A 19,091-nucleotide genomic window follows, 5' to 3' on the forward strand; every position below is an offset into this window, starting at 1 on the left:
TATAGCAAAAAACTCCTCATCTGGCGACTAGGAGTCATCTGTATTTAAAGGGGTAAAATGATCGTCACTTTAGCACCACCCGTGCTATCGTCATTCGAAAGAGCAAGACTACCATGGTGTAAGCGAATAATATCATTGGCAATAGTCAGACCAAGACCACTATGATTGCGACTCTGTCTGCTTTTATCCTCTTGATAAAAGAGCTGAGTAGCCTTTTCGAGAGATTCAAGGGAAAATCCAGGACCAGAATCAAGGCAGATAAATTTGAATTCATCTTCTTCTACCCTAGCGGTCAGGAGCAACTGACTGCCACTGGGTGTATGCTCTACGGCATTCGAAACGATATTCATAAAAGCTCGATTCAACAAGGACCTGTCCCAATGGCCTATGATTTCTTTCTCAATTTCTTTCTTGTCAAATGCTACATTGATTTGTTTGATTTGACCTAGTGACAAGGTTTGATCGTAAATGTCTTCAACAAATTCCCTAACCGAAATGTCTTCAAGTGTCAAGGTTTTCGTCAAACTCGTTTTGTTGAGTTCGGACAACTCTTTAACATAAGCATCAACCTGTGTAATCCCCTTTTGAAAATGCTCTAATAAGTCCATCTGTTCCGCATCCAAGGGCGTCATGGCTAAGAGGTCTGCATTCCCACGAGCAACTGTCAGTGGTGTCTTTAAGTCATGTGTTAGGGCAGAAATCTGATTTTGCTTATCTTGCTCTGCCTTCCAATTTTCCATCAAAGATTCACGGAGCGCAACCCTCATGTGATCCAAGCCACTTAAAACCTGATTGAATTCCTTAATTGTAGACTGAGAGGTTTTAAAATCCAAATCTTGTTGGGAAATTTTTTCAGTAACTTTTAATATAGGTTTAAGCTGCTGGCTTAATTTATTTGCATAGTAAAAAGTTAAAATAATAAATATTAGGAGAATGAATGCAAACATTGAGCCAATCATCAATAGATCAGCATTGGGAAAATGCTGATTCATCCACGCATTATGATACCTAGGTGATAATTGATAGTTGACAATGACTATACCATCTGACCGTTCAAAAGACTGAAAATAGCCGTATATCCCACCGTGAGCATTCTTGAATTGGTAATTTAGTAAGGATTCTTCTTGCAAGTTAACTGGCATGTTAGACTTCTTAAGCTTAAAATCTCTAGTCAAAAAGACATAGCGAGTACCATCGGGCAAGACATCTGGATTAAAGACCTTAGAAGTTTCAATATCATTCCTGACAGCAGACAAATCACTTTCTACCTGATTTGCTGGAATCACAACGCCAAAACGATAAGACAAGCTGAACAAAGACAAAATAAGTAGGCTACTGATTGCCGAGAGGACCGTCAGGCTGACGACATAAGATAACAAGATTGTTCTTAGAGAGTGCTCTCGTTTTTTAATTAGTGCCACTTGTAACCAATCCCCCAGACTGTTTCAATAGGATTTTGCCCAAAATCTTTGAGCTTTGCACGGATATTTTTAATATGTTCAGCCACTGCTGTCGGACTCCCTTTATCCTCATAGCCGTACAAATGCGTGTAGATTTGTTCTTTGGAAAAGACTTGGCCCTTATTTTCAGCCAGAAACTGACAAATACCATATTCTGACTTAGTCAAATCTAACAACTGATTCTCAACATAAAGCTCCTGAGCAGACAAATCAAACTGAATATTTCCAATTAATAGCTTATGGTGGCGCTCACGATGTTCACGTCTCAAGTGTGCAGCCACACGCGCTTGAAGTTCTTTAACCCCAAATGGCTTGCAAATATAATCATCAGCACCATAAGTCAAGCCTTGAACAATATCAGCCTCTTGCGTTTTGGCTGTAATAAAGAGTATAGGACAATCCACCTGATCACGAATCTCAGGACAAAACTGGAGACCATCAACATCAGGCATCATGATATCCAGTAAAATCAAGTCAAACCGTGGCAGCGAGTTCTTATCTAAATCCAAAACACTTGTAAGGCCCGTCACCTTATGATTTTGGAGCTCTAAAGCCTTAACAACCAATTGAACAATATCTTCCTGATCATCAACAACAAGTATCTGAGCCATAACCTTTCCTTTCGTACAAAGTTACCCTTATCATATCATCTATAGAAGAGAACTGACAAGGCGTAGAGTAGATAAATATGTGTTGGGTAAAAGACATAGAACAAATATTTTGACCCTTTACCTCTTTGACCGTTATAACAAAGCATTAAAGGAGCTGCAAATATTTCCATCCATTCAATGTATTTAAACATTAGATCATGAATAGATAGCTTACTTAAAACAATCGTAATTAGTACCCAAACAAGACTAACAGTCACAAAAGCAAGTACTTCTTTCTTAAGATTCTTGTGACAAAGATACATAGCGATACCAGTCAAAAGTAACCACGTTCCTCCATCGCTGATAAATGTATGAACTGGCAACACTGTGAAATTGAGTAAATTTAGTAGAAAACCTAACATAGGTTTGTTCACACTTAGCAGATAAAAAGGCACCATTAGCAATGGGAGTAATATTGGAAAAAGTAAAGTTAGTATCCCTTTAAGGTATTTCTTTTCTTGAATCCAAGCGATACCTTGAAGAGCTACGAGCAAGATAACGAATGATGACAACATCATATTTTGTGGAAAGAAACCATCTGGCCTTACAAGAGGATGTAAAAAATTATAAAATCCAAACTGAATCAATCCCATTAAAATAGCTAAAGCATAAATCCTTAGGAAGTATTTTTTTCGATTGTGTGTATGGACGAAACCTTCAATCACAGCAAATAGAAATATGGGGGCCGCTAATCTCCCAATCATAGTAAACCAAATGGGTATTTTTCCTGTATATTCAAAAAAATATTGAATATGGTCGAATACCATAGTAATTAGAGCTATATATTTGAGTTGGAAACCTGATAGACTTAAACGTTTCATAATAACTCTCCTTTCTTTCATTCTCAGTATAAAAAACAAATTTAAGGAAAGTATCAGTTTTTTGGATAAAATACAAAAAACTATCCCAAGTCTTAACTTGAGATAGCTATGTCTTTATTTAACAACAGATTCTTTGTAGTCACACTCTTCGTTACTACAGATGACTTGTTTGCCACCACCACGTACTTTCTTCTCGACGAGGTAATCGCCTGATTTAGGACAGTTACGTCCAACAGGAATATCCCACGACGTAAATTCACAGTCAGGATAGCGATCACAACCATAAAAGACACGATTACGTTTTGTCTTACGTTCGATGACCTGACCTTGACCACAGGTTGGACAAGTAACGCCAATTTCTTTTGTAATGGCCTTGGTGTTATGACAGTCTGGGAAATTACTACATGCGTAGAACTTACCGTAGCGACCAAGTTTGATGACCATTGGGTGACCACAGAGGTCACAATCAAAACCAGCAGGCTCATCCTTAATTTGGATTTTTTCAATACCTTCTTCAGCTTTTTCCAATTCTTTTTGGAAAGGTTTGAAGAATTCATCAATTACCTTCTGCCATTGTTCCTTACCAATTTCAACCTTATCAAGTTTACCCTCCATTTCAGCGGTGAATTTAACATCCACGATGTCAGGGAAAAATTCGACGATTAAGCTATTAACGATTTCACCAAGTTCTGTTGGTTCAAAACGTTTAGCCACCAATTTGACATAGTAGCGACGTTGGATAACATCAAGCGTTGGCGCATAAGTTGACGGACGACCGACACCATTTTCTTCCAGTGTCTTAATCAGTGTCGCTTCAGAATAGCGTGCAGGAGGTTGCGTGAAGTGTTGTTCAGGCGTTGTCACAACCTTTTTAACCGTATCACCTTCAGCCATATCAGGAAGCATTTTGTTTTTATCAGAGTCGTTGTAAACGGCCATATAACCGTCAAACTTGATTTGGCTACCATTTGCTGTGAAAATGACTCCGTTTTGAGACAAGGTCACCTTCATCGTATCAAATACAGCAGCTGTCATTTGACTGGCCACAAAACGATTCCAAATAAGGGTATAGAGCTTGAGCTGATCCTTATCCAAATACTTGGCAATGCTTTCTGGTGTTTGGAAAACATTTGAAGGACGAATAGCCTCGTGGGCATCTTGCGCCGCTGAGCTATTTTTCACCTTACTACCATGCTTAGAATACTTAGAACCAAAGCGTTCTGTAATAAACTCAGCAGCCTGGTTTTGTGCCACCGGACTGATACGTGTAGAGTCCGTACGCATATAGGTAATCAAACCTTGAGCTCCTGACCCCAGATTAATCCCTTCGTACAACTGTTGGGCAACCATCATGGTCTTACGTGTACGGAAGTTAATCTTATTGGCAGCATCCTGTTGGAGAGAGGAGGTAGTATATGGCAATGGTGCATTACGACGGCGTTCTTTTTTCTCTACCTTATCTACGTTGAAGTCGTCACTTGTGATACGAGAAAGAACAGCTTGAACATCGTCATTATTGTTGAGCTTAAGCTTTTTACCATCCAAGCCATAGAAGCTAGCTTGAAACTTCTTAGCCCCCTTCTTAAAGGCACCATCAATAGTCCAATATTCTTCTGGTTTAAAAGCCTTGATTTCATTCTCACGGTCTATAATAAGCTTAAGAGCTACCGATTGCACCCGACCTGCAGAAAGACCTTTCTTAACCTTCTTCCAAAGAAGTGGAGAGATTGAGTAACCCACAATACGGTCCAAGACACGACGAGCTTGCTGCGCATCTACCAAGTCCATGTCAATGGCGCGTGGCTCCACAAAGGCATTCTTCACCGCGTCTTTAGTAATTTCGTTAAAGACGACACGATTTTTTTCCTCTGGCTCTAATCCAAGAATATGTGACAGATGCCATGAAATGGCTTCCCCTTCACGGTCCGGGTCACTTGCGAGAAAGACTTGCTTGGCTTTTTTAGCCTCTTTCTTCAATTCATTGATAAGAGGTCCTTTACCACGAATATTAATGTACTGAGGTTCGTAGTTGTTTTCAAAATCAATAGACATACTTGATTTTTTCAAATCACGGATATGCCCAACAGAGGCTACAACTTTATAATTGCGCCCAAGATACTTTTCAATGGTTTTTGCTTTGGCAGGAGACTCCACGATAACCAAATTTTTCTTTGGTGTCGCCCTCTTTTTAGTCGTCTTTTTAGCCGTTGTTTTCTTTGTTGCTTTAGTTTTTGTTTTTGTTGTCGTTGCTGTCGCCATAGACTATTTCCTTATAATGTTATAAACTGGCTGCGCCACTAATCTGTCTAAAATCTAGTCACAAGACATTAAAAAATGTAACATCTTGGACCGAGCAACTAACATAATACCGTCCTTTTCTTTAACTGTCAATAAAAAACTTTTTCCCTATAGGAGAACTTTGATTTTCAAGAAAACTCTGAAAGGATGTCAAACCCTGTCATGATGCACTTTGCGCCCTCTTGAATTAAGTGATGGCATCCGTCTGACTTTCCATCTAAAATATTTCCTGGAATAGCAAAAACATCTCTACCTTCTTCCATGGCACGCTCACAAGTAATAAGACTTCCCGAGCGAAGCTTAGCTTCAACCACCATAACTCCTTGACACAATCCAGAAATTATCCGATTTCGTTCAGGGAAATGGTATTTAAGTGGCTGTTCACCCGGTCCATATTCTGAAAGAACTAAATGATTTTTGGACATATAGTCCTGCAAAGCTTTATTTTCTTTTGGATAATAAACATCAAGTCCTGTCCCGATAACTGCAATGGTGTTTCCTTTATTTTTCAAGGCCTCCATATGTGCACAAGTATCAATCCCACGCGCCAAACCACTCACAATAGTAAAGTGATTCCCAAGTTCACTAACAATTTTTCGAACAGACTGTTTGCCTATTTCGGAGCACTTTCTTGCCCCAACAACAGCTAGCTTTGGTTTACTTAGCAAATCAATATTCCCTTGATAAAAGAGGAGGACAGGTGGATTATAGCTATGCTTCAGCTCAATGGGATACTCCTTATCAAAAATTGATAAGGTCGGAAAACGTTGAAATTCTTCCTTAAGCTGCTTAATATCTAAATTCTTGTATTTTTCCATAAAGAGAACGGCATTTTTAGACTTAGATACCACTGCCATATCACGTAAGCTCAGTTTTTTATCTTGATTTTTTTGATAGTCTAAAATATTAAGAATATTTAAATTTGTCAATCCAGCTGCTTTTAGTTTAAAAAGTTCAAAGTTATTCATGTAACTACCTCCATTTCATTATTCGCAAGAGAAATAGAAAAAAAGCCCCTTCATGGAACTTTTGTTAATTATAAGGCATTTTCAGAAGTAAAATATGATGCCGCTCCTAAGAGGTTACTGTCGTTATGGAAATGACAAGCTTGAATTGTTATCGGCTCAAAACCTAATTCTGGCTTTTCATTAAATAACTCTTCATAAGCATTAACAATACCTTCTATCAAAGCATTTTGGCTGCTGATACCTCCACCGATAACAACTTTCTCCAACCTGAAGAAGCTCTGCAAATTTAGCACAAGAACGGCAATTTCATAACAATAGTCTTTAAATAAAAGATTTAGATCTTCCGATTGATTTTCCCCTATAGCTGAGAATACGGCTGGACCATCATCTTGAATCAATCCAAGTAATTGACTGGCTTCATGAACAAAGCCTACTGCAGACCCCTTATTATCGACAAGGCTTACTAAGCCATGCATAAATAATTCCCACTGGAAAGGTAGAGAGGTTTGACTCTTGCTTTGGGGACTTGGAGAACGCAAATATCGGGTAACCGACAGAGGAGTTAACAAATCCCCCTGTGAGACAATGCCTAAGCCAACACCGGTACCTAAAACCAAGGCAGCACCACAATCCAAATCCTGTAAGCTACCATATCTTGCTTCAGCCAAAGCTGCCGCATCAGCATCATTGAAAACCTTTACAGGCAGTTGAAATGTTTTTGACAAGCGTGTCCCCAGAGGAATGGCTGTCAAATAAGGAATAAGACCACCCTTGAAAACAAAACCTCGTTTACTATTAATTTCGCCCGGGCATGCAATGGCAATACCAGAAATACCATTCTTAAATGATGAAATAATACTCTCTAAAGTTATCCAGAAATTATCTAGGGACGATGGTGTCGGCACTTTAGATTGGTTGCTAATTCTAAAATCATCATCAACTAACCCAAACTTGATAAAGGTCCCTCCAATATCAATAGCTAAAATCACGCCACTTCACTTACTTTTTTATGATTGACTTTATTGGTTCGAAACTTCTTCTATGAATTGGTGTAACACCAAATTTATCTATGCCAGACAGATGATTTTTGGTGCCATAGCCTGCATTTTGGTCAAAGGCGTAGCCAGGGAACTCCTTATCATAATCAGCCATCATCTTATCCCGAGTTACCTTTGCTACGATCGAAGCTGCTGCGATAGATAAAGAATTAGCATCCCCTTTTATGATTGATGTTTGTCCTATTGGCAAGTCCAAAGTCATGGCATCAATTAACAAATGTTCTGGTTTGGGACTCAATTTTTCAATAGCTTCAGCCATAGCAAGCTTGGTTGCTTCATAAATATTGACATCGTCAATCACATGATTGTCCTTTATACCAATCCCAACAGCTACTGCTTCCTCCATTACCTGCTTATAGATAGCTTCATGTTTAGATTTTGGAATCTTTTTACTGTCATTGAGACCCTTTATTTTGCAAAGCTTTGGTAAGATAACCGCTGCAGCTACAACTGGGCCAGCTAAAGGACCACGTCCAACTTCATCAACACCTGCAATGAGTTCAATTCCCTGAGCATAAAGCGATTTTTCATAACTGAGCATCATCTCTAAGCGTTCTTCCTCAGCAATCTCAGCTTGTATAGCTTTACGGCGTTGCTTAATGGCAGTCTGTACACCAGCTCGACTATCTTCCTCAAAACTTGCCCATCGGTGATCGTCAAGGTCTGTCAAAGTGGCCAATTGCTCTTTGACTTCTTTAATTGTCGCCATCAGTATCGACCCCAACAATATCAAGTGTGTAACGTCCTAGTTTTCCATCACGAACTTCTTTGACAAATAGATTATAGAAACGGTCATAATCTTCACGGAAGCCAAGTTTTCGAGTCATTTCCATAATGATTTCTGGTGCCTCTTCTTCAAGGTCAATCCCTTTAAAGCGTTCCTCTAAACGTTCAGGATAGTAAGTTTTAAAATAGTTAAGGCCAAAAATCGTAACTTCATCCATTGGCAAAAGCTGGTCCTTGATAGCTCCGGTCAAAGCAAGCTTCAAGCCGACCAATTCATCTTCAAACTTAGGCCACAAAATTCCAGGAGTATCCAGAATTTCCAAGTCCTTATTAGACTTCAACCACTGTTGACCTTTTGTCACACCAGGTTTATTTCCTACAACGGCAATTTTTTTACCAGCCAAACGATTCATCAAGGTAGATTTCCCTGCATTTGGAATCCCAATAATCATGGTTCGCAAGGTCTCTTTCTGAATACCACGTTCACGTAGTCGTTGAATCTTGTCAGCCATAAGACTCTTAGCAGCATCTGTCACCAATTTAACTGTAGATTGTTCCTTGGAATTGATGGCCAAGGTTTTAATCCCTTGACTCTCAAAATAGCTACGCCACTCTTTTGTACGATTACTATCAGCAAGGTCAGCCTTATTGAGAATTAAAAGTTTTGGTTTATCGCCAACAATTTTAGTTAGCATGGGATTTTGACTTGACAGTGGCAAACGTGCATCCACTAAAATTGTTACAAAATCAACATGCTTAAGATTTTCCTGAACTTGTCGACGGGCTTTGGACATGTGACCAGGGAACCATTGAATAGTAGCCATGTTTATCTCTCCTCTTTATTTTCTTAGTAAAATATGATTTAAACTCTTTAAAAAAAGCCAAAGACTTGGCTTTACTTTACTTATATTATATCAGATTTAGTTTAAGATGCCCAATCGATAAAAGTTGACTAAGCCTCAACAGGCATAAAGTTACCGACAATTTTACCAATAATTCGAGGATCTTCGTCATAGGGTGCGAACTTATCACCATAACGTTTATTGAGAGAAACTAAACGTAGCCCATCTTCCTCGCGATAAACTTTTTTGATATAGGTTTGACCATCCCAGTCTACAGCATAAACAGCTCCATCATAATCAAAACCTGTTTGTTTGATTAGCACTACTTCACCATTTAGGTAGGTAGGTTCCATAGAGTCTCCAAATACCCATGATGCAAAATCATGATCCAATTCTTCATCATAGAAAACTTCATCATAATTGCCATCACCAAAGTAAGTGTAACCAGTTCCGGCTGATAAACGCTCGAAAACTTTGTAAGAGTAAAGCGGAACAACAGGTGCTTTTTGCTTTTCTGCTTCTTGCTCTTCTAGGAGAGCCTTAGTGAGTCGCAAAGCTTCTTGGCGATTTTCCTCATTTAATTCCAAGTAGACTTCTACAATCTCATGCTCAGAAAGAAAATAGGTCTCAGCTACACCAAAAAGTTCGGCCAATACCGATAGATTTTTTTGATTTGGTTTCGTCTTACCATTTTCCCAGTTAAAATAAGAGGAGCGAGAAATTCCTAGATGCTTAGCCACTGCTGCCTGACTCATTCCTTGTGCTTCTCGAATTTCCTTAAGTCGTTGTCCTGAAAACATAGCTACCTCCGTAAGTTAATAAACTAACATAAGTTTATCAAAAAAAGCAGTTAACTTCAAGTGAAACTAACTACTTTTACAATTCTCTTTTGTATTATTCTTTAACTAAAAATCCTAGATGGTTTAGTGCCTCTTCTATATAAGCCATATCCTGTTCACTATCTACTTCGACAAGATGGTAATGAACGCCATTTGTTAAATCAGATAAGGGGCGAAAGTCATTTGAAGATGATTGATCTAAAAAATGACTAACATCTCGACGACAAGTCAATTTCAACAAAGTCTGAATTTCTCCGTAAACTGGATGATCTATCATGATATTTTGAATACGTCCTCCATTATCAACAATAGCCAAAAGCTCATCTTCCATATCTGACACAGTATGATTCACCTTAAACAGTCTACGTATATAACAATTGTCATCGCTACTTTTATAGATATAGCCCCTATTAGTTGAAATAATCTGGGCACCATCTGCACGTAAGAGGGCAATATCTTGAACAATGATTTGACGTGTCACACCAAAATGCTCCGCCAAACTTTGTCCATTCATTGCTTCTTTAGCTCCCTTTAAGAGTGCCAATAATTCTTCTTTTCGATTTGAAGCCATAGACAAACCCTCCCTCTTTCAACTAGCGTATTTTTCGAATACTTTTGAAAATCGTTAATGCTATTACATAGTCTATCATACTATGGATAATAGTGCCAAAACCAACTAAAACAAAAAGAACATAGAACAGTTTTTGGAAATCCTCACCAGTTACAGAATAAAAAATCACGCAAGCAAGAACTTCACCTAAGGCATGGATAAGTCCTAAAACAAAGTTGAAAAGTAATGATGATTTATGATTTTCTATCGTTTGTGGAAATTTTTTCAAATAGAGTGAGCCTAAAAAACCAAATATAATATGAGAAAAGGCTCTAAAAACAACCACAATCGGATAGCCCGCCATAAAGTATCCCAAACTAGAAGCTAAGATAACAAAAGCTGCTACCCAGGGCGATATAAACATAGCTAGAAATATTGGAACATGACTCCCCAAAGTATACGAAGCCGGTGGGATGATTAGTTTAATTGGCATAATACTTGGGATAAGGATAGCAATTGCAGTTAATAAAGCTGCAAAGGTCATTTCTTGAATTCTCTTTTTAGGTTTCATTATTTACTCCTTTTACTGTATATACATTAGTATATTACAGTGTATAGTTATATAAGTCAATAATTTTCAGAAAAAAACACTAGAGCAAAGTGCCCTAGCGTTCTAAGTTTCTTATTTACGTTTTTTCTTAGCTTTTTTCATCTTGTTAGCTTGACGCTTCATCGCATGTTTCATGGCAAATGAACCAACCTTACCTTTAAGACCACCACCAAGCATTTGGCTTAGATCCATATTACCAAGATCTGGCATACCTGCGCCACCCATCATGCCTTCAAGAGCAGACATGTCCATATTACCCATATCAGGCATATTTGGCATGTTTTTTGGCAGATTATTTGGGTTAAGACCCATTTGACGCATCATTTGCTCCATATCACCAGACATAACACCTTGCATCATTTGTTTGGCTTGGTTGAAGTCTTTAATAAACTTGTTTACTTCAATAAAGGTATTCCCTGAACCATTTGCAATACGGCGACGACGACTTGGTGTCAAAAGATCTGGATTTTCACGCTCTTCTGGTGTCATTGATGATACAATGGCACGCTTGCGTGCAATCTGTTTCTCGTCTACTTTAACATTAGCCAAGGCTGGATTGTTAGCCATACCTGGCAACATCTTAAGCAAATCCTCCATAGGACCCATATTTTGCACTTGGTCTAATTGGTCGATGAAGTCATTGAAGTCAAAGGTGTTTTCACGCATCTTTTCAGCCAACTCAAGAGATTTTTTCTCGTCGTACTCTTGAGAAGCTTTTTCAATAAGGGTAAGAAGGTCACCCATACCTAAGATACGGCTTGACATTCGGTCTGGGTGGAAAGTCTCAATATCTGTGATTTTCTCACCAGTACCTGTGAATTTAATTGGCTTACCAGTAATCTCACGAATAGAAAGAGCCGCACCACCACGTGTGTCACCGTCAATTTTAGTAAGAACGACACCTGTGATATCTAGTTGTTCATTGAACTCCTTGGCAACGTTAGCAGCTTCCTGACCAATCATGCTATCTACAACCAAGAGAATTTCGTTTGGATGAGCAAAATCTTTAATATCATGCAACTCCTGCATGAGAGTCTCGTCAATCTGCAAACGACCAGCCGTATCAATCAAGACATAGTCATTTTTATTGGCACGCGCTTGTTCCAAACCATTTCTGACAATCTCAACCGCCGGTGTCTCTGTACCCATATCAAAAACAGGAACATTGATTTGTTGTCCCAAAGTCTTCAACTGGTCAATGGCTGCTGGACGATAGATATCCGCCGCAATCATCATCGGACGGGCTTCTTGTTCTTTAATCAGCTTATTAGCCAATTTACCAGCAAAGGTCGTTTTACCAGCCCCTTGAAGACCAACCATCATAATGATTGTTGGAATCTTTGGAGATTTCTCAATTTCAGATGTTTCAGACCCAAGAATATCTGTCAATTCTTCATTAACAATCTTGATGATTTGTTGCGAAGCATCAAGAGTATCAATGATTTCGTGACCTACAGCACGTTCACGAACACGTTTAATGAATGTCTTAACAACTGGTAGGGCTACGTCTGCTTCAAGAAGTGCCAGACGAATCTCTTTAGTGACTTCTTGAACTTCTTTCTCTGAAAGTTTTCCTTTACGTCTTAAATTTTTGAAAACGCCTTGCAAGCGTTCCGTTAAGCTTTCAAAAGCCATATATCATTTCCTCTCTTACTTTCTGCTTGGGTCTAATCTCTATTATCGATACTGCTGAGCACAGCAATTTGTTCCTGAAGATAGCTATCGTCTGGGTATTTTTCCATAATATCATCAAAAATTTGACTACGAACGATGTAATCTGAATACATATGTAGTTTCATCTCGTAAGCTTCTAAAATCTTCTCAGTACGCTTGATGTTATCATATACAGCCTGACGACTCACACCAAATTCCTCAGCAATTTCTGCCAAACTATAATCATCCGCATAATATAGCTCAATATAGTTCATCTGCTTATCCGTTAACAAGGCTGCATAGAACTCAAACAAGGCATTCATGCGATTGGTTTTTTCAATTTCCATAAGCTCCATTTTACCATAAAATCATGGTGTTAGCACCATTCTTGTGCAGAAAAAAGCCGTGACTGTTAATTGTTCTCCAAATAAAATTCAAAACGGTCGCCAACATAGTAACTTCGTACATATTCGAAAGCCTGCCCGTCTTGGAGGAAGGAAATTTGTGTCAGACTCAAGAGAGCATCGCCAGTCTTAACCTTGAGGTGCTTGGCTAAACTACTATTGGCCAAACTTGCTGATATGGTCTGCTGACTTTTCCCTATTTCATAGCCATTATCAGTTAAGGTCTTGAAGAAGTGTTCGGTAATTTCTGATTCCTTAAAACCTCGGATAATTTTCTCAGGGATACTGGCAATCTCATAGGCAACTGGTAGATCGTCTGCAAAACGAACACGTTCCATACGAATGACATAGGACTGCGGTAAAACACCTAAATTCTTGATTTCAAACTCATTTGGATGTACACGTTGATAAGAAATAAGCTCACTAGATGGTTTCTTGCCTTGGGATTTGACAATCTCAGTAAAACTCGTAGTTCCACGCATCTTTTCCTTAACTCGACTGCTAGCCACAAAGGTTCCACTGCCTCGTTTGCGTTCTAAAATCCCCTCATCCACTAAAAGTGTTATCGCCTGGCGCACAGTCATCCGACTCACATCAAAAGTCTCGCAAAGATCTCGCTCGCTAGGGAGACGTTGCCTGATTTTCCAAGTACCATCATCAACATCTTCCTTAATCTTATCATGTATGCGAATATACGCTGGTAACATCTAATCCCCCCTTCTGTACCCCTATTTTACAAAAAAAGTAACAGAATTGTAAAGATGAGTATGATACTTACAGTTTCTCGTATAAATCTAGGTGCTAAGTCCATAAATTTGTGATACAATGATTGCATAAGAAAGAGTCCATGTGTGACGTAAAAAGAAAGGGTAATAATGACTGACATTTCTACTTTGAATGATGTGCAGAAAATCATTGTTCTAGACTATGGTAGCCAATACAATCAGCTGATTGCACGTCGTATTCGTGAATTTGGTGTTTTCTCTGAATTGAAGAGCCATAAAATTACCGCTGATGAAGTCCGTGCCATCAATCCTATCGGTATCGTACTTTCTGGTGGTCCTAACTCTGTTTATGCCGAAGATTCATTTGGTATTGACGAAGAGATTTTGGAACTTGGTATTCCAATTCTTGGTATCTGTTACGGAATGCAACTTTTGACCCACAAACTTGGTGGTAAAGTTGTTCCAGCTGGTGAAGCAGGTAACCGTGAGTATGGCCAATCAACACTTCGCCTTCGTGCCCAATCAGAACTCTTTGCAGGAACTCCTGAAGAACAAGTTGTTCTTATGAGCCACGGTGATGCAGTTACAGAAATTCCAGAAGGTTTCCATCTTGTTGGTGACTCAGTAGATTGCCCATTCGCCGCAATGGAAAATACTGAGAAAAACTTCTACGGTATCCAATTCCACCCAGAAGTTCGTCACTCTGTATATGGTAATGATATCTTGAAAAACTTTGCTTTTGGTATCTGTGGTGCCAAAGGTGACTGGTCAATGGCTAACTTCGTAGATATGCAAATTGCACAAATCCGTGAAACAGTTGGTGACCGTAAAGTCCTTCTTGGACTCTCAGGTGGGGTTGACTCATCTGTTGTTGGTGTCCTTTTGCAAAAAGCTATCGGAGATCAATTGACATGTATCTTCGTTGACCACGGTCTTCTCCGTAAAGGTGAAGGTGACCAAGTTATGGAGATGCTCGGAGGTAAATTTGGCCTTAACATTATCCGTGTTGATGCTTCTAAACGCTTCCTAGACCTCTTGGCTGGTGTTGATGATCCTGAGAAAAAGCGTAAAATCATTGGTAACGAGTTTGTTTACGTCTTTGATGACGAAGCAAGCAAACTTAAAGGTGTAGACTTCCTAGCTCAAGGGACACTTTACACTGATATTATTGAATCAGGTACTGAGACAGCTCAAACAATCAAATCTCACCACAACGTTGGTGGTCTTCCAGAAGACATGCAATTTGAATTGATTGAACCACTTAATACCCTCTTTAAAGATGAAGTTCGTGCCCTTGGCACTGAAATGGGAATGCCTGATGAAGTCGTTTGGCGTCAACCTTTCCCAGGACCAGGACTTGCCATCCGTGTTATGGGTGAAATTACTGAAGAGAAACTTGAAACCGTTCGTGAGTCTGATGCTATCCTTCGTGAAGAAATTGCCAAAGCCGGCCTTGATCGTGATGTATGGCAATACTTCACTGTTAACACAGGCGTTCGTTCTGTCGGTGTTATGGGTGATGGCCGTACTTACGACTACACTATCGCTATCCGTGCTATCACTTCAATCGACGGTATGACAGCTGACTTTGCGAAACTTCCATGGGAAGTTCTTCAAAAGATTTCTGTTCGAATCGTTAACGAAGTTGACCACGTTAACCGTATCGTCTACGATATTACAAGTAAACCACCTGCAACAGTAGAGTGGGAATAAAATATAAACCTAATTTAAAGTGACTTGATTGATTTAACAGCATTTTAAATTGTTTTAAAACGCTAAAATCTAATTACTTATATTTGGTTCCCCACCAAATACCCCACCAGAATTTCTTTCTGGTGGGTATTTTTTATATCTTAATTACAAAAATAGAGCAATAAGCAATGATATGGGGTCAGAAAATTTTTTCCTTTTCTGCTGTTCAGTACTAACTCTTACATCATACCTAGATAATGGGGTAAAATCAAAGCTCTCTGATTATTATTTATTTGTAAAAAAATTCACTTTAATCATTTGCTATATTTCCTTCGTTCACATTTAGTCCATAAATTTCAAAATCATGATAGAATCCATTATAGAACTCGAATTGGGAGATTTCGCTTTCCTTTTTAAAACCTAAACTGATTGGTATAAACTTACTTTTAACATTATCAACATCTATATAAATCAAAAGCTTATCAATTTTAAATTTGGATGGAATGATTTTTATTAATTTTTTTAAACCCTGTTTTACAAAACCTTGATTTTCATATTTTTCTGATATCCAATATCCAATTTCGGCTTGATGTTTTTGTAAATCAATATTATGTATATCTATCATCCCTACTGGTTTCTGATTGACGCAAATTGTTAACATAAATAACTCATTGCGCTCCATTTTTTCACGTGCATACTTTATAAACGCTTTTTCATTTTCAAGACTTTTCATATTTTCCACCCAAGGAAGCCACTTAGCAAGACGTTCTCGTTCAGTAGAAACAGTCTCATATAACCCTTCACTATGGCTATCCGATATATAAAAAAGTTGGCATCGTTTCCCACGTGATTTAAACTCTATGAATAGTTCCGAGTCCAAGTTGGTAGAATCCATTTCATACTCCTTGTTATAAATGATAATATTCTTTAACTCTTTATTTACGAAATCATTATATAACTTTTTTGCTACTTTTCATATGAATAAAATTTTGTCTATCTTTTTAAGGTCAGAGCCTATTACAACAACAGACGAATTAAGGTAAAACTAAAGGACCTAGTCCTATATAGTAGAGAACTAAATCCTTCACTTAAATTATTTGTCTAACTTTCTGGTATCAGTGCAAGTCTACACCACTCGACTCTTCACATAGTCAGGATAGCATAGATAGATGTTTGCTTACTTAGTGAAATCCAATACTTTACGTCCTTGAATTTCACCTTTTTCCATTTTATCAAAGACTTCTACCGCTGTATCAACAGGAACAGTTTCAACAACCGGTACTACCAATCCTTGTGCACCAAAGTCGAAGGCTTCTTCTAAGTCTTTACGTGTACCTACAAGAGATCCAACAACACGGATACCATCTAGAACTGTTTTGACAATTGAGAGGTCCATATATTCAGATGGGAGACCAACCGCAACGACTGTTCCACCAGCACGTACACTATCGATAGCCTGATTGAAAGCAACCTTAGAAACAGCTGTTACAACAGCACTGTGTGTACCGCCAGTTTTTTCTTGGATATAGCCTGCTACATCTTCAACTTCTTTACCGTTCACCACTAAATCAGCACCAGATTCTTTAGCCAAATCAAGTTTATCTTGGTTGATATCAACAGCCACTACTCGTGCATTGAAAACTTTCTTGAAAAGTCTCTATACAAATTCGATAAGTACTATTTTTTCTGCTGATATAGCTATATTTCAATCATTCCCAAGATATCTATACTGTCTCACAAGTGTCTTGGAATCCGGTAGGCTGACTTCAAAATGGAAATAATGATTGCGTCCATCTCTGGCATTCTCTTTATTTAATAAAAAATAATTCTTTTGACTGATGGCCATCTCCCTCATAATATCATCCGTCAAAAAGGTTAAGGGAATATCCATGGCAGAATAGCGATAAAAGTCCTCTTCAAATTTTAAATAGCTAGCAGAAAAATAATCAATTTGAAGTTTATCATCATAAATTTTTCTCTTCCTCATCTATGTTTTCAACCCCCAAACTAATTTCTAATATATCCTTTGTTAGAATACATTTATGTCGCTTGCAAGATTTTATAGTAACTTGATTAAAATCCAAGTCAACCACATAGCCACTACATCTACAGCACCTACCTTGATCCTTTATCTGGAAATTTCCCAATAATTGACCTGAATAAAGCTGGTTTAATAAAGTAAACTTCTCTAAATCATCCAAATGACTCGTAAGATTTTCTTTAGTCTTATCTTCATGTAGGGAACTTGTGTGTTCCGACAAGAAAAAGCCCATCCACTTCATCATTCCCCTATCTTTATGTTCCCTAGCTGATTGAAAGGGAAGGTAACTACGGTCTATCATTTTAAGCCATCTAATCCCCCAGCCGAGTGTCCACCAATAAGCTTACTTCGAGCAAGACTCCTAGATGCCCCCTGTAAAGAAGTCGCTTTTTGAATGGTCGTAAAGCCAAATTCCTGACGAATACTATCTATAGCTGACTGAAGCCTTTCTTCTTTATCAATGTCATCTGGATTATCAAATAAAGAAAGAATTTGAAACCCTTCATCTACAAAATTTGCATAAGAGACACTCACACTTCGAACAGCCCCTCCTTGATATTTCTTCCTAAAGAGTGCAATGACATGTCCTATTAATATCCTTGTGTTATTAGCAGGTTCAATCTTCATCTGTGCTTGTAGCGAACGCTTGCCCTCTAACTTTGAAAATCCAATGCTAATGGAAACTTGACAAGCTTTCTTATGAGCTCGTCTTAACCTAATGGCTACCTGCTCCGCCATCTCTCTTAGAATCAATTCAATATCAGCTTGACGCTCATAGTCTCGTGGTAAGATTTGAGAATTTCCTAAGCCATGTGACTTTGGTTTATAAGGTTTATGAACATTACTCTCATCAATACCGTTAGCATGAAAAAAGAGGTCTAAACCTACAATACCTAACTCCTTTTTAAGAATATCAGGATTGCTATTAGCAAGTTCTCGAATGGAGCAAATTCCCAACTTGTTTAGCCGCTTCTCCATCCGCTTACCAATCCCCCAGAAATCAGTCATATGGGGAATATTCCAAACCTTACTCTCGACATCTTCATAGGACCAGTTGGCTCTCATAGTAGCCGTATGTTTAGCCTCATTATCAAGAGCTAACTTAGCCAATAAGGGATTGCTGTTAGACATTCCAACTGTCGAGTAAATGCCTGTCTCCCTCCAAATATCTCTTTGAATACGCCCTGAAATCATATCTAACTTATCTTTTCTAGTAACAGTCCTATCGGGAATAAAGTAATTCAGTGACGATGTGAGATCAATGAAACCCTCATCAATGGAATAGGGAAGAATATCTTCAACACTGGCATAATTCTGGAAAATGTGTTGAATCTGGATATTCTTTTTTATATAGAGATCCATTCTAGGAGGAACGATAAAGGTAACCTTGGCCCAAGATTCGATGTAATCTACAAAATCTCTATCCGTTGGAAGTCCCTGCTTTTTGGCATTATAATAATGAAACTTACGAGAATGAATGTCAAAAGGTAAGTCATAAGAACGACTAACATTTGACTTGCCAAAAACTTGCTTAAATATAGGGGAAGAGGCTAGTATCAAACCATTCGCATTTTCAGCCCTACTCATCACACATAGAGAGGTCTTAAGAGGGTGCAGTCCACGTTCAACACACTCCACACTTGCATAGAAAGATTTCATATCTACAAAAGCAATATCACTTTGCGGTTCTCTTGAATAATCAAAATATCCCATGCTTGCCCTTTCGTTAGTTTATAAACTAACACTAGTATAAA

General features: G+C 38.4%; 19 protein-coding genes and 1 pseudogene. 1 reads left to right on the forward strand and 19 read right to left on the reverse strand.

All coding sequences use genetic code 11. The annotated features are described in order from the left end of the window. Window positions 1-44: 44 nt before the first annotated feature. The 14 genes from ACWPVZ_RS07775 to ACWPVZ_RS07840 form a co-directional block, all read right to left on the reverse strand. A complete protein-coding gene (locus ACWPVZ_RS07775) occupies window positions 45-1,421 on the reverse strand; it encodes a sensor histidine kinase (protein ID WP_454381751.1) in 1,377 nt (458 codons plus the stop codon). After that, a complete protein-coding gene (locus ACWPVZ_RS07780; RefSeq protein WP_110981436.1) occupies window positions 1,412-2,071 on the reverse strand; it encodes a response regulator transcription factor in 660 nt (219 codons plus the stop codon). Before ACWPVZ_RS07780 ends, ACWPVZ_RS07775 begins: the two co-directional genes overlap by 10 nt. A gap of 35 nt (window positions 2,072-2,106) precedes the next feature. Then, window positions 2,107-2,931 carry a TraX family protein gene (locus ACWPVZ_RS07785; protein ID WP_110981437.1) on the reverse strand — a complete coding sequence of 275 codons (825 nt, stop codon included), beginning with the start codon at window positions 2,929-2,931 and terminating at the stop codon, window positions 2,107-2,109. A 114-nt stretch (window positions 2,932-3,045) separates the two neighbouring features. Next, a complete protein-coding gene (gene topA / locus ACWPVZ_RS07790; RefSeq protein WP_037599980.1) occupies window positions 3,046-5,190 on the reverse strand; it encodes a type I DNA topoisomerase in 2,145 nt (714 codons plus the stop codon). Between the two features lie 167 nt (window positions 5,191-5,357). After that, entirely contained in the window at window positions 5,358-6,197 is an 840-nt protein-coding gene (gene dprA / locus ACWPVZ_RS07795; RefSeq protein WP_454381754.1) for a DNA-processing protein DprA, read from the reverse strand. A gap of 68 nt (window positions 6,198-6,265) precedes the next feature. Next, the gene (locus tag ACWPVZ_RS07800) at window positions 6,266-7,186 is read right to left on the reverse strand and encodes an ROK family protein (protein ID WP_454381756.1); all 921 of its coding nucleotides are present in this window, start codon (window positions 7,184-7,186) and stop codon (window positions 6,266-6,268) included. A gap of 10 nt (window positions 7,187-7,196) precedes the next feature. Then, on the reverse strand, window positions 7,197-7,964 hold the full coding sequence (locus tag ACWPVZ_RS07805) for a ribonuclease HII (RefSeq protein WP_454381758.1): 768 nt from the start codon (window positions 7,962-7,964) through the stop codon (window positions 7,197-7,199). After that, window positions 7,951-8,805, reverse strand: coding sequence for a ribosome biogenesis GTPase YlqF (ylqF, locus tag ACWPVZ_RS07810; RefSeq protein ID WP_014634567.1), 855 nt, complete (start codon window positions 8,803-8,805; stop codon window positions 7,951-7,953). Before ylqF ends, ACWPVZ_RS07805 begins: the two co-directional genes overlap by 14 nt. A 128-nt stretch (window positions 8,806-8,933) precedes the next feature. Then, window positions 8,934-9,623 (reverse strand): XRE family transcriptional regulator, encoded by a 690-nt coding sequence (locus ACWPVZ_RS07815; protein WP_064524338.1) that lies wholly within the window; start codon window positions 9,621-9,623, stop codon window positions 8,934-8,936. Window positions 9,624-9,717: 94 nt separating this feature from the next. Continuing rightward, complete coding sequence (locus ACWPVZ_RS07820) at window positions 9,718-10,233, reverse strand: 3H domain-containing protein (protein WP_454381760.1); 516 nt, start codon at window positions 10,231-10,233, stop codon at window positions 9,718-9,720. A 22-nt stretch (window positions 10,234-10,255) separates the two neighbouring features. Beyond that, a complete protein-coding gene (locus ACWPVZ_RS07825) occupies window positions 10,256-10,783 on the reverse strand; it encodes an ECF transporter S component (RefSeq protein WP_107373125.1) in 528 nt (175 codons plus the stop codon). A gap of 111 nt (window positions 10,784-10,894) precedes the next feature. Next, window positions 10,895-12,457, reverse strand: coding sequence for a signal recognition particle protein (gene ffh / locus ACWPVZ_RS07830; RefSeq protein WP_037603167.1), 1,563 nt, complete (start codon window positions 12,455-12,457; stop codon window positions 10,895-10,897). Window positions 12,458-12,489: 32 nt separating this feature from the next. Next, window positions 12,490-12,822: a putative DNA-binding protein gene (locus tag ACWPVZ_RS07835; protein ID WP_002883908.1), complete on the reverse strand. Its 333-nt coding sequence runs from the start codon at window positions 12,820-12,822 to the stop codon at window positions 12,490-12,492. Window positions 12,823-12,887: 65 nt separating this feature from the next. Beyond that, the gene (locus ACWPVZ_RS07840) at window positions 12,888-13,586 is read right to left on the reverse strand and encodes a GntR family transcriptional regulator (protein ID WP_454381763.1); all 699 of its coding nucleotides are present in this window, start codon (window positions 13,584-13,586) and stop codon (window positions 12,888-12,890) included. 168 nt (window positions 13,587-13,754) lie between these two features. Here ACWPVZ_RS07840 and guaA point away from each other — a divergent pair, with 168 nt between their 5' ends. Continuing rightward, window positions 13,755-15,317: a glutamine-hydrolyzing GMP synthase gene (gene guaA / locus ACWPVZ_RS07845; protein WP_070577341.1), complete on the forward strand. Its 1,563-nt coding sequence runs from the start codon at window positions 13,755-13,757 to the stop codon at window positions 15,315-15,317. Window positions 15,318-15,606: 289 nt separating this feature from the next. On the opposite strand, the gene ACWPVZ_RS07850 is transcribed toward guaA, so the two are convergent. The 5 genes and pseudogenes from ACWPVZ_RS07850 to ACWPVZ_RS07870 form a co-directional block, all read right to left on the reverse strand. After that, the gene (locus ACWPVZ_RS07850) at window positions 15,607-16,191 is read right to left on the reverse strand and encodes a GNAT family N-acetyltransferase (protein WP_073689976.1); all 585 of its coding nucleotides are present in this window, start codon (window positions 16,189-16,191) and stop codon (window positions 15,607-15,609) included. A 282-nt stretch (window positions 16,192-16,473) separates the two neighbouring features. Continuing rightward, window positions 16,474-16,944: pseudogene (locus ACWPVZ_RS07855) on the reverse strand (zinc-binding dehydrogenase); the annotation flags it as partial. 57 nt (window positions 16,945-17,001) lie between these two features. Further along, a complete protein-coding gene (locus tag ACWPVZ_RS07860) occupies window positions 17,002-17,283 on the reverse strand; it encodes a DUF5960 family protein (RefSeq protein ID WP_037600001.1) in 282 nt (93 codons plus the stop codon). After that, window positions 17,261-17,638, reverse strand: coding sequence for a hypothetical protein (locus tag ACWPVZ_RS07865; protein ID WP_048675615.1), 378 nt, complete (start codon window positions 17,636-17,638; stop codon window positions 17,261-17,263). The genes ACWPVZ_RS07860 and ACWPVZ_RS07865 overlap by 23 nt, the downstream gene beginning before the upstream one ends. After that, window positions 17,635-19,050 carry a Y-family DNA polymerase gene (locus tag ACWPVZ_RS07870; RefSeq protein WP_454381767.1) on the reverse strand — a complete coding sequence of 472 codons (1,416 nt, stop codon included), beginning with the start codon at window positions 19,048-19,050 and terminating at the stop codon, window positions 17,635-17,637. Before ACWPVZ_RS07870 ends, ACWPVZ_RS07865 begins: the two co-directional genes overlap by 4 nt. Window positions 19,051-19,091 lie beyond the last annotated feature (41 nt).

This window comes from Streptococcus sp. Marseille-Q6379, from assembly GCF_965119505.1.